The organism is Ruegeria sp. B11 (genome assembly GCF_056539785.1).
Genome location: NZ_JBQFVO010000001.1, coordinates 1,230,746 through 1,244,336, shown reverse-complemented (window position 1 = coordinate 1,244,336; position 13,591 = coordinate 1,230,746). Strand labels below are relative to the sequence as shown.

At 58.3% G+C, this 13,591-nt stretch carries 12 protein-coding genes; 7 read left to right on the top strand and 5 right to left on the bottom strand.

From position 1 onward, the window contains the following. Positions 1-43: 43 nt before the first annotated feature. Entirely contained in the window at positions 44-2,284 is a 2,241-nt protein-coding gene (locus ACR0I1_RS06285) for a xanthine dehydrogenase family protein molybdopterin-binding subunit (protein ID WP_480705476.1), read from the bottom strand. A 3-nt stretch (positions 2,285-2,287) separates the two neighbouring features. Then, the gene (locus tag ACR0I1_RS06280; protein ID WP_170397127.1) at positions 2,288-2,752 is read right to left on the bottom strand and encodes a (2Fe-2S)-binding protein; all 465 of its coding nucleotides are present in this window, start codon (positions 2,750-2,752) and stop codon (positions 2,288-2,290) included. Positions 2,753-2,851: 99 nt separating this feature from the next. On the opposite strand from ACR0I1_RS06280, the gene ACR0I1_RS06275 reads away from it, so the two are divergent. Beyond that, complete coding sequence (locus ACR0I1_RS06275) at positions 2,852-3,430, top strand: TetR/AcrR family transcriptional regulator (protein WP_170397125.1); 579 nt, start codon at positions 2,852-2,854, stop codon at positions 3,428-3,430. Here the strand turns inward: ACR0I1_RS06275 and kynU are convergent. Continuing rightward, positions 3,423-4,616 (bottom strand): kynureninase, encoded by a 1,194-nt coding sequence (kynU, locus tag ACR0I1_RS06270; protein ID WP_480705474.1) that lies wholly within the window; start codon positions 4,614-4,616, stop codon positions 3,423-3,425. The genes ACR0I1_RS06275 and kynU overlap by 8 nt on opposite strands. 196 nt (positions 4,617-4,812) lie before the next feature. Between kynU and ACR0I1_RS06265 the strand changes: the two genes are divergently transcribed. The 6 genes from ACR0I1_RS06265 to ACR0I1_RS06240 all read left to right on the top strand — a co-directional run bounded on the left by ACR0I1_RS06265 (position 4,813) and on the right by ACR0I1_RS06240 (position 11,541). Further along, positions 4,813-5,262 (top strand): methyltransferase family protein, encoded by a 450-nt coding sequence (locus ACR0I1_RS06265; RefSeq protein WP_480705472.1) that lies wholly within the window; start codon positions 4,813-4,815, stop codon positions 5,260-5,262. Between the two features lie 132 nt (positions 5,263-5,394). After that, entirely contained in the window at positions 5,395-6,966 is a 1,572-nt protein-coding gene (locus ACR0I1_RS06260; RefSeq protein WP_170424155.1) for a Re/Si-specific NAD(P)(+) transhydrogenase subunit alpha, read from the top strand. 13 nt (positions 6,967-6,979) lie between these two features. Next, positions 6,980-8,434 carry an NAD(P)(+) transhydrogenase (Re/Si-specific) subunit beta gene (locus tag ACR0I1_RS06255; RefSeq protein WP_170397117.1) on the top strand — a complete coding sequence of 485 codons (1,455 nt, stop codon included), beginning with the start codon at positions 6,980-6,982 and terminating at the stop codon, positions 8,432-8,434. Positions 8,435-8,593: 159 nt separating this feature from the next. Then, on the top strand, positions 8,594-8,950 hold the full coding sequence (locus ACR0I1_RS06250) for a VOC family protein (protein ID WP_480705469.1): 357 nt from the start codon (positions 8,594-8,596) through the stop codon (positions 8,948-8,950). A gap of 107 nt (positions 8,951-9,057) precedes the next feature. Beyond that, on the top strand, positions 9,058-10,335 hold the full coding sequence (locus tag ACR0I1_RS06245; protein ID WP_480705467.1) for a DUF3422 family protein: 1,278 nt from the start codon (positions 9,058-9,060) through the stop codon (positions 10,333-10,335). A gap of 69 nt (positions 10,336-10,404) precedes the next feature. Continuing rightward, on the top strand, positions 10,405-11,541 hold the full coding sequence (locus ACR0I1_RS06240; protein WP_170397111.1) for an MFS transporter: 1,137 nt from the start codon (positions 10,405-10,407) through the stop codon (positions 11,539-11,541). 6 nt (positions 11,542-11,547) lie between these two features. Here the strand turns inward: ACR0I1_RS06240 and ACR0I1_RS06235 are convergent, their stop codons facing one another. Together ACR0I1_RS06235 and ACR0I1_RS06230 are read right to left on the bottom strand one after the other, a co-directional pair. Further along, entirely contained in the window at positions 11,548-12,528 is a 981-nt protein-coding gene (locus ACR0I1_RS06235; protein WP_170397109.1) for an ABC transporter permease, read from the bottom strand. After that, positions 12,521-13,528 (bottom strand): ABC transporter permease, encoded by a 1,008-nt coding sequence (locus ACR0I1_RS06230; RefSeq protein ID WP_170397107.1) that lies wholly within the window; start codon positions 13,526-13,528, stop codon positions 12,521-12,523. Before ACR0I1_RS06230 ends, ACR0I1_RS06235 begins: the two co-directional genes overlap by 8 nt. Positions 13,529-13,591 lie beyond the last annotated feature (63 nt).

Here is a 13,591-nt window from a genome sequence, read left to right as displayed (position 1 = left end):
GAAAGAGCGAGCGCCGACCCTTAGCCGGGTCGGCGCAAATTGATCATACGAGCAAGTCGAACTGCTTGTTCAGCGGCAAGCTGCGCGCGCGTTGGCCGGTCAGGTCGAACAGCGCGTTGCCCAAAGCGGGCATCGACGGCGGTGTCCCCGGTTCACCGACACCGCCCAGATGTTTGTTGGTCTCGAGTATCCGGACTTCCGTGATCGGTGTGCTTTGCATCCTTAACGCATCATAATCCGGGAAATTATACTGTTCGACCTCACCATCGGCAAAGGTGATCTCTTCTTGAACGGCGGCAGACAATCCGTAGATCATGCCGCCGATCATCTGCGCCTCGACCGTCGCCGGATCCAAAGCCAAGCCGACATCGCAGGCGATCCAGGCCTTGTTGATGCGGATGGTGCCGTCTTCGTCCACCACTTCGATGACCTGTGCGACAGGGGTGCCAAAGCTGTAGGCCATTGCCACGCCACGTCCGACACCATCGGGGGTTTTGCCGGTCCAGCCTGACATCTCTTTCACGGCCTCCAGGCACCCCGCAGCCGGGGCGAACTCGGACCTTGCCAACTCCAGCCGGAACTCCAGCGGGTCGCGCCCGGCGGCATGGGCCATTTCATCCAGGAAGGTCTCGTGGAAGAAGGCATTGTGGCTGTTGCCGACCGAGCGCCAGAAACCAACCGGTACAGCCAAATCGGCAACGTGACCACTCATTCTGTAGTTCGGCACCGCGTAGGGCTGGTTGAAAAAGCCTTCGACCAGAACCTTGTCGGGGCCGCCGCCAGAGAAACCCGTCACACGTTCGACCGCTTGGTGGGTCGGGGATTGCGAAGCAACCTTACCGTCGATCAGAACGGCCTTGCCATCCTTCACTGCCCCCCGCATGCGCGCCATCGCGCCGGGGCGGTAGAAATCGTGACGCATATCCTCTTCGCGGCTCCACGTCGTTTGCACAGGGGTGCCTGGAATGGCCATGGCGACCTTTGTGGCGATCTCGCCGAAATCCAACTCGCCCCGGCGGCCGAAACCGCCGCCCAGATAGGTGGTGTGAATCTCAACCGCTTCGGTATCTAGACCGGCGGTGTTGGCTGCGCGGATCTGGATCAGGGTCGGGGCCTGATTGCCGCACCACAGGTCCAGCTTGTTACTGGTATAGAGCGCCGTGGCGTTCATCGGTTCCATTGTGGCGTGGGCCAGATAGGGCACGGTATATTCTGCCGTAATCTCGGTGGCACCTTCAGGAAGCGTTTCGACATCGCCTTCATCGCGCATGGTCGAGTTCGGGGCGTCATCAAACGCCTTGGCAATTTGCGCGAATACCGCATCAGTATCGGGCGGATAGGGGGCATCGCCCCAATCCACGTCAATCGCCTCGACCGCCTGCATGGCAAGCCAAGTGTTGTTGGCAATCACCGCGACGCCCGTGCCCAGATCGACGATCTTTTCAACGCCGGGCATGGCTTCTGCAGCACTGGCGTCAAAGCCGTTCATTGCCCCGCCCAGCTTGGGGTTCATGCGGACCGAGGCGAATTTCAGGCCCTCGGGGCGCACGTCGATGCCAAAGGTGGCGGTGCCGGTGGATTTGCCCGGAATGTCGACGCGGGGCAGGGATTTGCCGATCAAACGCCATTCGGACGGATCGCGCAGAGTGACTTCGGGCGGTTCGATCTGGCCTGCGGCCTCGGCCAATTCGCTATAGGGAATGCGCGTGCCATCCGGGGCAACCACAGCACCATTTTCGGTCATGAGTTGATCGCGATCGACCCCCAGTTGGTCCGCGGCAGCCTGCTTCAAGGTTTCTCGCGCAGTAGCGCCGGCCATCCGCATCCGTTCGAACCCGTCTTTCATCGAGGTTGAGCCGCCGGTAACCTGCAGGCTTAACGTTTTGCCCAGAACACCCAGTGCCTCACCCAGATTGTGCTGGAAATCCGAGATGTCATAGCCCTTGCCTGGCAGGCTTTCCCCCATAAGAGCATGGTTGTAATAGGCGGCAGCAGCAGGTCCGTGCAGCACACGGATTTCGTCCAGCTCAACATCCAGCTCCTCGGCGATCAGTGCTGCCCAGGTGGTCATAACGCCCTGACCCATTTCAGCGCGGGGGGCGAACAGGGTCACGCCCTGCTGGTCGATCAGAACAAAGGGGCTAAGCGCGGTTTCCCCGTCACGCGGTTTCAGCGGGTTCGCAGCTGGACGCGTGACGTAGTAGGCACCGAAGGCCACTCCACCTACGATGGCGGCAGATCCGATCAGGAATGTGCGGCGAACGATTTTACCGATACGTCCCATGGCTCAAGCCTCCTTCAACTTGGCAGCGGCATCATGGATGGCCGCGCGGATGCGAGGATAGGTGCCACAGCGGCAAAGGTTGCCTTGCATCGCATCGTCGATGTCTTCGTCCGTTGGGGCCGGGTTTTCAGCCAGTAGCGATGCGGCCTGCATGATCTGGCCCGACTGGCAGTAACCACATTGGGCCACTTGGTGGTCAACCCAGGCCTTCTGGATCGTTGCCATGGCGTCAGGCGTGCCAAGCCCCTCGATCGTGGTGACATCACCCCAAACATCCGAGAGCGCTACCTGGCAGGACCGCACGGCCTCACCATCAATATGAACGGTGCAGGCACCGCAGGCAGCCACACCACAGCCGAACTTGGTACCGGTTAGTCCAACCTCATCACGCAGAACCCATAACAAGGGCACATCATCAGGCAGATCAACCTGATGGGTCTTTCCGTTGATCTTAAGGGCCGTCGCCATGGCGCACCTCTCTTAGCTTTGGCTGGTTTCTGACATAATTAATGAAAAGTGTCAGCTTGTCAATTGACAAAATGAACAAGAAGTGTCAGAGGTTCTCGCATGACGAGTGTAAGTGAAGATTCCAAGACAGCGGCCATTCTGAAATCGGCATTTCAGGCCTTTGCGACCTATGGGTTTAAGAAAACTTCGATGGATGACATTGCCAAAGGGGCAGGGATGTCCCGGCCTGCGGTCTATCTGCATTTCAAGAATAAAGAGGCCATCGTTCGCGAACTGACGCAGTTTTATTATGGCGAGAAAGTTACCCTAGTCGCTGAAGCCTTGGCCAGCGAAGGTCCATTGCCTCAGATCCTCGCTCAGGCGATCGAGGCGCAATCAAACGGGATGGCTGAAATTTTGGCCTCACCTCATGGGCTTGAAATGCTGGACGCGACCAAATCCATGTCGACGGATATCGTTCAGGAGGGCGAGGCCAAATTGACGCGACTTTACGCCGAATGGTTACGGCGCGAGGATGCGGCAGGTCGCGCGCATTTGCCTGTCGGCCCGGATGAGGCCGCAAAGACAATCACCACATCGCTGAAGGGCGTCAAGATGACAGCCTCCAGCGCTGAAGAGTTCGAACAAGGCATTTCGCAATTGGCCACGCTTTTGGGCGCGGCGCTTGAGGTCAGGTGACGCGCTGACGGATTTTGTATTCCGGTTTGTCCCACAGCTTGTTGGTTATGATATCGGCCAGAATTTGGGCGGCCTGTTCTACATCCCCTTCATCGACATATAGCGGTGTGAAGCCAAACCGCATGATATCGGGCGCTCGGAAATCGCCGATCACGCCACGCGCGATCAAAGCCTGCATGGCAGCGTATCCTTCATCAAAATGAAACGATACTTGACTTCCGCGCAGGGCTGGATCGCGGGGGCTAGCGAGTGTCAATCCCGGACAGGTGGCCTCAACCCGGGTAATGAACAATTCGGTCAATTCGATAGACTTGGCGCGCACATCGGCCATTTCAGCCATGTCCCAGATATCCATCGCTGCCGACAGCGCTGCCATCTGAATGACCGGAGGGGTTCCGACCCGCATCCTCTCGATTCCCGCGCCGGGGCGATAGTCGAGATCGAAGGCAAAGGGGGCTTCATGCCCCAACCAGCCCGAAAGCGCCGGGCGCACGCGATCCGACAGACGCGGAGCGACATAGACGAACGCTGGCGCGCCGGGACCGCCATTGAGGTACTTATACGTGCAGCCAACAGCGAAATCCGCGTTGCAACCGGACAGATCGACCGGGATTGCCCCCGCAGAATGGGCAAGGTCCCAGACGGTCACGACACCGTTCGCGTGGGCCAGTTCGGTCAAAGCCTTCATGTCATGCATACGGCCGGAGCGATAATCGACCTCGGTCAGCATCAGAACGGCGACCTCTTCGGTGATATGTGCAGCGACGTTTTCGGGATCGACCACGCGCAGTTCGTAATCCGTCCCCAGTGATCGCAACAGCCCATCTGCCATGTAAAGATCCGACGGGAAGTTGCCGTTGTCCGACAGGACCACCTTGCGGGTCGGGTTCAGCTCCAGCGCTGAGGCGACCGCCTGATAAACCTTGATCGACAGAGTATCGCCCACCACGACGCTGCCGGGCTCTGCCCCGATCAGCCGTCCGATCCGATCCCCCAGGCCGGTCGGCATACCCATCCACCCGGCTTTGTTCCAGCCGGTGATCAGCAACTGACCCCATTCGTCCTTCATCATGCTTCCGACACGGTCACCGGCTGATTTCGGCAACGGGCCCAGAGAGTTACCGTCGAGATAAAGAACACCCTCGGGCAGGTGAAACATGGATTTGGTTTTGGCGAAATCGGTCATGGCGAGGCTTTGTCTTTCTGAAACAGTCAGGTTGTAACTGGCTATCTGATACCGTTGTGTCTGTCTATTGGTGCGGGTTGTCCAGCGCCCTGGGTCGATGCGACACCCTGCGCTTTTGCCAATGCGGTCAGAAAACGATAGGAGAGCGATCAGAAGCGACATCTGCCACCATGTGTCGCCGCGTGAAGGGACAGCCATGCGCCTGATCGACATACCACCTGTTTGGCTTGTGGGCTTTGCCTTGCTCGCCTGGGTCCAGGCCCGCGTGTTGCCGCTGGGGTTGTCTCTGGATGGGGCGGTGACAGATCTGCTCAGCGGCATACTAATCGGTGGCGGTATCATTCTGGCCGTGATGGCGGTAATCGAGTTCCGCCGGCACAAAACCACGGTCTTTCCGCACGAAACACCCTCGACCATGGTGCAGACCGGGATTTATAAGCGCTGCCGCAATCCAATCTATGTGGGTGATGTGTTGATCCTGACCGGGCTGATCCTGCGTTTTGACGCGGTGTTGTCGCTGGTGCTGATCCCGGTTTTTGTCTGGGTGCTGGAACGCCGCTTTATCATACCCGAGGAAGACCGTCTGCGCCGCACATTCCGCGCCGATTTCGCCCGGTATGAACGCAAGACCAGACGATGGATATAAGGGTGTGGTCATCATGACACAGCGTCATAATTGCTGCGCTTGCGAAATAATCTTGCGCAGGATACATGTCTGCTTGTCATTCTATGCTGAACACCCACCTGGCCTGAATCAAAAATTAGGGGGAACCGACTGGTGAAAATTGGGACGCCAAAGGAAACGTACAAGGGCGAGAACCGGGTCGCGATGACTCCGGACTCGGCTGTGCAGTTGCAGAAACTGGGCTATGAGTGCCTGATCGAAAAGGGCGCAGGCGCTGCTGCGGGGTTTTCGGACGCCGCTTATGAAGCCGCAGGCGTTGAGGTCATGAAGACCGCTGCCTCGCTTTGGAAGGCTGCGGATATCATTGCCAAGGTGCGTCAGCCCGATGCCACCGAGCTGAAGCGTCTGACCAAGAACAAGACCCTGATTTCATTCTTTAATCCGGCTGGGAATGAAGACGGGATGGAGGCCGCCAAATCCAAGGGCGCGACCGTGATCGCGATGGAGATGGTCCCGCGTATCTCGCGCGCGCAGAAGATGGACGCGCTGTCTTCGATGGCCAATATCGCCGGGTACCGTGCTGTGATCGAGGCAGGCAACAACTTTGGCCGTTTCTTCACAGGTCAGGTGACGGCGGCTGGTAAGGTGCCACCTGCCAAGGTGCTGATCGTCGGTGCCGGTGTGGCCGGACTGGCCGCGATTGGGACCTCGACCTCGCTGGGTGCGATCACCTATGCGTTCGACGTGCGCCCCGAAGTGGCCGAGCAGGTCGAATCCATGGGGGCTGAGTTCGTCTATCTGGATTTTGAGGAAGAACAGCAGGACGGTGCATCGACTGGTGGCTACGCATCGGTCCAGTCGGAAGAATTCCGCAACGCCCAGCTTGCCAAGTTCCGGGAACTGGCACCCGAGATGGACATCGTCATCACCACGGCGCTGATCCCCAACCGTGAGGCACCTGAGCTTTGGACCAAAGATATGGTCGAAAGCATGAAGCCGGGTTCGGTCATCGTTGACCTTGCAGCGGAAAAGGGCGGTAACTGTAAACTGACGGTGCCGGATGAGAAGATCGTGACCGACAATGGCGTGACCATTATCGGCTATACCGACTTCCCCAGCCGGATGGCGGCGCAGTCATCGTCTCTGTACGCGACCAATATCCGTCACATGATGGCTGACCTGACACCCGAGAAGGACGGCAAGGTCAATCACGACATGGAAGATGACGTGATCCGTGGCGCGACCGTGACCCATGAGGGCGAGATCACCTTCCCGCCACCTCCGCCCAAGGTGCAGGCGATTGCGGCACAGCCTAAGGCCGAGGTCAAGGAACTGACACCGGAAGAGAAAAGGGCGCAGGAAATCGCGGCCTTCAAAGCGCAGACCAAGCAACAGTTCACGTTGCTGGGCGTCGGCGGTGCGTTGATGTTGCTGGTGGGGTTGATCGCTCCGGCCAGCTTCATGCAGCATTTCATCGTCTTTGTGCTGGCGATCTTTGTGGGCTTCCAGGTGATCTGGAATGTCAGCCATAGCTTGCACACACCACTGATGGCGATCACCAACGCGATCTCTTCGATCATTATCGTTGGAGCCTTGATGCAGATCGGATCGGGGTCGTTCCTGGTCATTCTGCTGGCGGCGCTGTCAGTCTTCATGGCCGGAATCAACATCTTCGGCGGCTTCCTCGTAACCCGGCGCATGCTCGCCATGTTCCAGAAATCTTAAGGAGGCCGGGCACATGGAATTTGGCTTCACTACTGCCGCCTATGTCGTTGCGGCTGTCCTTTTCATCCTGTCTCTGGGTGGATTGTCGAACCAGGAAAGCGCCAAGAGGGCGGTCTGGTATGGCATTGTTGGTATGGCGCTCGCGGTTTTTGCGACGCTGGTTGGTCCGGGTTCAGGCCTGTGGCTGCTGTCGTTGCTGCTGATCGCGGGCGGTGGTCTGATCGGTCAGTACGTGGCGCAGCGCGTCCAGATGACCGAGATGCCACAGCTTGTGGCCGCGATGCATTCGCTGGTGGGTCTCGCGGCTGTGTTCGTGGGATTCAATGCCCATTTCGAGATCGGCAATGTGGCGCAAGTCATGGCGATTGCTGACAGCGCGTCTCAGGCGGACCTGTCCGATCTGGGGGCGTTCGCCAAGCTGATCGCCAAGAAGACCGCGGCCGAACTGGCGATCCTGCATGTTGAGCTGTTCCTCGGTATCTTCATCGGTGCGATCACCTTTACTGGATCGGTCGTGGCTTATGGCAAGTTGGCGGGCAAGGTGACCTCGGCAGCGACCAAGCTTCCGGGCGGTCATGCTCTGAACGCGGGTGCGGCTGCTTTGTCGTTCATCTGCCTGATCTGGTACACCAATTCGGGCGGTTTCTTCCCGCTGTTCCTGATGACGCTGGCAGCGCTGTTCATCGGCTATCACCTGATCATGGGCATCGGCGGGGCCGACATGCCGGTGGTTGTGTCGATGCTGAACAGCTATTCGGGTTGGGCGGCTGCGGCCATCGGCTTCTCGCTAGGCAACGACCTGCTGATCGTGGTTGGTGCATTGGTGGGCTCGTCTGGTGCGATCCTGTCCTACATCATGTGTAAGGCGATGAACCGTCACTTTGTCAGCGTAATTCTAGGCGGCTTTGGTGGCCCGCAGGGCGAACAGATGGCTGTTGAGGGTGAACAGATCGCCATCGAGGCAGATGGTGTCGCGGCGGCGCTGAATGATGCAGATAGTATCGTCATCATTCCCGGCTATGGCATGGCCGTGGCGCAGGCGCAGCAATCGGTGTCCGAGCTGGTTCGCAAGCTGCGCGCCAAGGGCAAGAACGTGCGCTTTGCGATCCACCCCGTTGCCGGTCGTCTGCCGGGCCACATGAACGTGCTGCTGGCCGAGGCGAAGGTGCCGTATGACATTGTTCTTGAGATGGACGAGATCAACGACGACTTCCCGGATACGGATGTGGCCATCGTGATTGGCTCGAACGATATCGTGAACCCTGCGGCGCAGGAAGACCCGAACAGCCCCATCGCCGGGATGCCGGTGTTGGAATGCTGGAAAGCCAAGCAGGTGTTTGTGTCCAAGCGTGGTCAGGGCACCGGCTATTCGGGCATCGAGAACCCGCTGTTCTTCAAGGAGAACACCCGCATGTTCTATGGCGACGCCAAGGCTTCGCTCGACAAGCTGTTGCCCATGATCGATTGATCAGAAAGGACAATCTGATTGCAAAGGGCGCCTGAGGGCGCCCTTTTCTTTTGTGATGAGATGGGGGCTCGCCTCCAACCCCCTCAAGGTTTTTTAGCCATATGAAGCAAGCGGGCTGTGTTAAACTTGGCGAGTGCTCGGGATAGTAGGAGGCAGACCATGCAGAAGGTAAATGGAATTGGCGGGATATTCTTTCGGTCCCGTGATCCGCAGGCGTTGAGTGCTTGGTATGAGAAGCATTTGGGGGTCAATCACTACGATCCTGTGCCCTGGAAGCAGCGGGAAGGATATACGGTGTTCGCACCCTTTGCGCAGGACACCGAGTATTTCGGCCGCTCCGAGCAGCAATGGATGATCAATTTTCGTGTTGATGACCTGAGCGCGTTGATCGACCAACTACAGAACGCCGGAATCACCGTCGAGACGAACCCGAAGTGGGACAGCGAGGTCGGGAAATTCGCCCGCATCCACGATCCTGAAGGCAATCCCATCGAGCTATGGGAGCCGAATCAATAAGATAGCGGGATAGTATACCGTTGTATCCTTGTAAGTAATTGAAATAAATAAACAATTGATGTTGTGTCGGTCTGCCTTATAGTGCCGGTGATACACCGGAGCCTTACATGACGCCCATAGACAATCATCCGCTTCGCTATACGCTGGCCAATGAACTGCATGCACGCCCATTTCCGGTTGCACCCTTGCCCAGCACGGTTGTGTTTCTGGCGATCAAGAAGCCCAAAGAAGCGGTTACGCGCGATCGTGGCGAGGATATGGCCCACCTGATCAATCTGCTGGATCGCCACGGCGCGCAGCACCCTCAGCCAGAGGCCACTCACTACGCGGGTCAGATCGGGCGTCATTGGCTGAAATGGGAACAACATACCGAGTTTGTGACCTATACCGCGATCACTCCGAATGTCAGTGAACGTGCATTCAATCCGGCAGACTTTGAGGTGTTTCCTCCAGACTGGTTGAAGGCGAGCCCGGGGCAGCGGGTGACATCGGCCTTAATTCGCGTCGTCGAGTACGAGGGAGATGAGGCGGCAAAGGCTTCGCTGGCTCAGTGGTTCGAGCCGGAAAGCCTAGCAGTGGCGCGGGTGCTGGATGATGCTGCGATCTGCGCTTGTGATTTCCGAATTGATCCGGCGGGGCATATGCGGCTTGCGATGTTTGTCAAGAAAGGCACCGGGCGGCGTCGGACCGGGCGGATCGTTCAGCGGCTGTGCGAGATTGAGACCTACAAGGCAATGTCGATGCTGGGATTTGCACGGGTCAAGCAACTGATGCCGCGCATCGGCGAACTGGATGGTCAATTGACCCGCCTGATGGGGCAGATGTCCGATGAAACAGCGCACCCAGACGAATTGTTGCCGGATCTTCTGTCTACCTCGATCGAGCTTGAGACACTTTCGGCACGGTGTTCTTTTCGGTTCGGCGCCACGGGTGCCTATGAGGCGATTGTTAATCAGCGCATCGAAGTGTTGCGTGAACAAAGATTCAATGGACGTCAGAGTTTTGCCGATTTCATGATGCGTCGTTATGACCCCGCGATGCGGACGGTTAAATCAACCGAGCGACGTTTGCAGGCCTTGTCCGACAGGGCTATTCGCGCCGGCGACCTGTTGCGTACCCGTGTCGATGTCGAACGCAGCGCTCAAAATCAGGCTCTGCTGGAAAGCATGGACCGGCGTGCTGATCTGGCCCTTAGATTGCAGCACACAGTCGAGGGATTATCTGTGGTGGCGATCAGCTACTATGCGGTGTCTCTGGTCAGCTACTTGCTCTACCCACTGACGCAGGCCGGGATTAGCAAAGGGATGCTGACGGCAATTGTGACCGTGCCTGTCATCCTTGCCGTTTGGTTCGGGGTGCGCCAGATCCGGAAGCGAATTGAATAAGCGGTCTATGCCGGGCGACGAATGATCTGTAGAACGGGTGGCGTTTGGCAGATTTTATGAGGATTCCCTGTGATCGGTATTGTTGCGGCGTGGCGGGCTGTGGCCGCCATGTTTATCCTGAACGGTGCGCTGTTCGGCATCTGGGCATCGCGCATACCTGCGGTTCGGGACAGGCTGGATCTGACGCACGAGGCGCTAGGGCTTGGTTTGCTGTTCATGGCAGCAGGGGCCGTTTGTTCGTTTCCGATCACGGGCCGTTTGACGGACAAGTTTGGGGCGGTGGCGATCACGCGGGTGATCGCGGTTCTCTACACCTTTTCCCTGATCCTTTTGGCTCTCGCCGGCGGGTTCTGGTCGCTTGCGGCGTTTCTGTTTGTATTCGGAGCCTTCCATGGCTCGATGGATGTTGCGATGAACGCCTGGGCGGCAGAGGTCGAACAGGCCTATGACAAGCCGGTCATGTCGTCCTTTCACGCGATGTGGAGCCTTGGAGCCGGGCTGGGGGCGCTCAGCGGATACGGTGCCGTACAGATGGGGCTGTCGGTGTTGCAACATTTTCTGCTAGCGGGTGGCGTTGTCGTCGCGCTTGCGCTTGTTTTGTCTTGGGTACGCTGGACTTCGAAACGATCGGCTTCGAAACCTGGATCGGTGTTCGCTTTGCCGTCGGGCGCCCTAATTCTTGTGGGTTTCACAGCGCTGTGCGGCGCTTTGGGCGAGGGGGCTGTTGCGGATTGGAGCGCGATTTTCCTGCGTGACGTTACCGGTGCGGCTGAGAGTATCGCGGCGTTAGGCTATGCGGTCTTCTCGGTCACGATGGTTGCGTTCCGGCTTGCGGGCGGGGTGGTGATCGCGCGTTTCGGGCCTGTTGCAACAGCACGATTTGGCGGCGTTTGCGCCGCGCTGGGCGTGTTTGGCGTGGTATCGGCGGGAGGGGCAGGATTGGCTTTGGCAGGTTTTGCTCTGATGGGAGTGGGCTATGCGGTAATCATGCCTCTGGCCTTTAGCCGCGCGGCCAACGACCCGCATGTCCCGCCCGGACAGGCGATCGCAAGCGTCGCGACTTTGGGATACGGAGGTTTATTGATTGGGCCGCCTCTGATCGGATTTCTGGCCGAGTTGATGACGCTGAGATTTGCCTTTGCAGTTCTTTTACCGCTGGCCGTTCTGATCATCGTATTGGCCGGCGCGCTGAAGCGCGCCGACTAAGTTCGCTTAACGTCCGCGAATACGTGGATCCAGCGCATCGCGCAGGCCGTCACCCAGATAATTTACACTGAGGACGGTAAGTGAGATCGCCAGTCCGGGCCAGAACACGCGCTCGGGGTATTGCTGCAGATAGTCGACGCCATCGAAGAGCAGCCGACCCCATGTCGGGAAGTCCGGCGGAAATCCGAGGCCGAGGAAGGAAAGCGCGCTTTCGGTGATGATCGCAGTTGCAATCCCCAGCGTGGCCGACACCATGATCGGAGACAGAACATTCGGCAGGATGTGCCGGGTGATGATCTGGCCATTGCTGGTGCCGATGGACCGGGCGGCCAGAACGAACTCACGCTCTTTGATCGCCAGCACATCGCCGCGCACGATCCGCGCTGTGGGCATCCATGAGGTGATGCCGATGGCGCAGACGATCAGGATGAAGATTCCACGCTCTAACCCGAAGGCAGCAGATAGCGGCTCGCGGAAGAGCAGCATCATGACCAGCAGCAGCGGTAGCAACGGCAAGGCCAAGAACAGATCCGTCAGGCGCATCAGTGGGCCATCCAGCCGTTTGAAAAACCCGGCCAGAACACCGATGAACGAGCCCAGAAACAGCGCCAACAGCATCGCGGTGATGCCGACTGACACCGATGTCTGACCGCCTGACATCATGCGAGCTAGGATATCGCGGCCCAACTGGTCGGTGCCAAAGGGATGCGCCCAACTGGGGCCCTGATTGCGCGAACGGATGTCGATCTGAGTGGGGTCGATGCTCCATAAGTATGGGCCCAGATAGACGCCTGCGACGATGAAGATGAACAGAATCGCTCCGATCATCGCGCCTTTGTGGGTCTTGAACTGATCCCAGACATCGCGCCATTGGCTCCGTGGTGGGGTGGCCAGTTCTTCCATCACATCGGTGGTTGGCAGCGCTGTCGAGGCGGGCGCAAGCCCTTCGTCCGGGACCAGGGTATCGGTACGATCATGATCAGTCATAACGAATCCTCGGGTCCAGAATGCCATAGAGAACGTCGGCGATCAGATTGAACAGGACGATCAGCACGGCAAATATGAAGGTCAGGGTTTGGACCATCGGCAAGTCATTGGCCTGAATAGCCCCGATCAGCAACTGGCCAATGCCGTTCACTTTGAACACCTGCTCGGTAATGATCGCTCCGCCGAAGATGGCCGGAATACCCAGCGCGATAACGGTGACCACAGGGATCATCGAGTTGCGCAGGACGTGGACCATGACGACCGTGTATTCGCTGAGGCCCTTGGCGCGGGCGGTGCGGACATAATCCTGATTAAGGTTGTCCAGCATCGAGGCGCGCATGAATCGGCTGAGCTGCGCGGTGATCTGCAGAGCCAGAACCATGACCGGCATGATCATCTGTTTCAGCTGTACAACAAAGCTGTCCCAGCTATTGACCACATGGGTGGTGTCATAGATCGACGGGAACCATCCAAGCTGGACTGAGAAGATCACGATCACCAATACGCCCGAGAAGAACGGCGGTACCGAGAAGCCGACCATCGACACGAATGTGCCCATTTGGTCGAACCAGGAATACTGGCGATAGGCCGAATAGATGCCGATGGGCAGGGCGATCAGGATGGCGACCACATAAGCGGTGCCGACAACCCACAGGGTCTGCGGGATGCGCTGAACGACGATGTCCATGACGGGTGAGCGGGTCTGCCACGAAATCACGCGCAGGTCACCTTCGGAGAAGGTTGTACCAAAGATCGAGTCGACCAGAACCTGCGGTTCGATCCAGAAGAACTGCACGATCCATTTCCAGAACCGGATATGCATCGGCTGACCGAGGCCCAGTGCCTCGCGCATCTTCTCTTTGACTTCGGGAGGGACGGTAAGTGGAACCTGCGCCATCGGATCGCCGGGTGCGAGTTCGAGGAGCAGGAAGATGACGAGGCTGATGAACAGTAGCGTGGGAACGGCCAGCACCAGTCGTCTGATGGTAAAGTTGAGCATTAAGAGGCGCCTTTATATGCGTCTTCTTGTTGGAGTGGTCTGCAAATGACCGCGCCCCGATAT

Coding starts and splice junctions, on each gene's coding strand:
- ACR0I1_RS06285 (WP_480705476.1), bottom strand. CDS start 2,284: ATGGGACGTATCGGTAAAATCGTTCGCCGCACATTCCTGATCGGATCT.
- ACR0I1_RS06230 (WP_170397107.1), bottom strand. CDS start 13,528: ATGCTCAACTTTACCATCAGACGACTGGTGCTGGCCGTTCCCACGCTA.
- ACR0I1_RS06250 (WP_480705469.1), top strand. CDS start 8,594: ATGCAGAAGGTAAATGGAATTGGCGGGATATTCTTTCGGTCCCGTGAT.
- ACR0I1_RS06245 (WP_480705467.1), top strand. CDS start 9,058: ATGACGCCCATAGACAATCATCCGCTTCGCTATACGCTGGCCAATGAA.
- ACR0I1_RS06265 (WP_480705472.1), top strand. CDS start 4,813: ATGCGCCTGATCGACATACCACCTGTTTGGCTTGTGGGCTTTGCCTTG.
- ACR0I1_RS06275 (WP_170397125.1), top strand. CDS start 2,852: ATGACGAGTGTAAGTGAAGATTCCAAGACAGCGGCCATTCTGAAATCG.
- ACR0I1_RS06235 (WP_170397109.1), bottom strand. CDS start 12,528: ATGACTGATCATGATCGTACCGATACCCTGGTCCCGGACGAAGGGCTT.
- ACR0I1_RS06280 (WP_170397127.1), bottom strand. CDS start 2,752: ATGGCGACGGCCCTTAAGATCAACGGAAAGACCCATCAGGTTGATCTG.
- ACR0I1_RS06255 (WP_170397117.1), top strand. CDS start 6,980: ATGGAATTTGGCTTCACTACTGCCGCCTATGTCGTTGCGGCTGTCCTT.
- kynU (WP_480705474.1), bottom strand. CDS start 4,616: ATGACCGATTTCGCCAAAACCAAATCCATGTTTCACCTGCCCGAGGGT.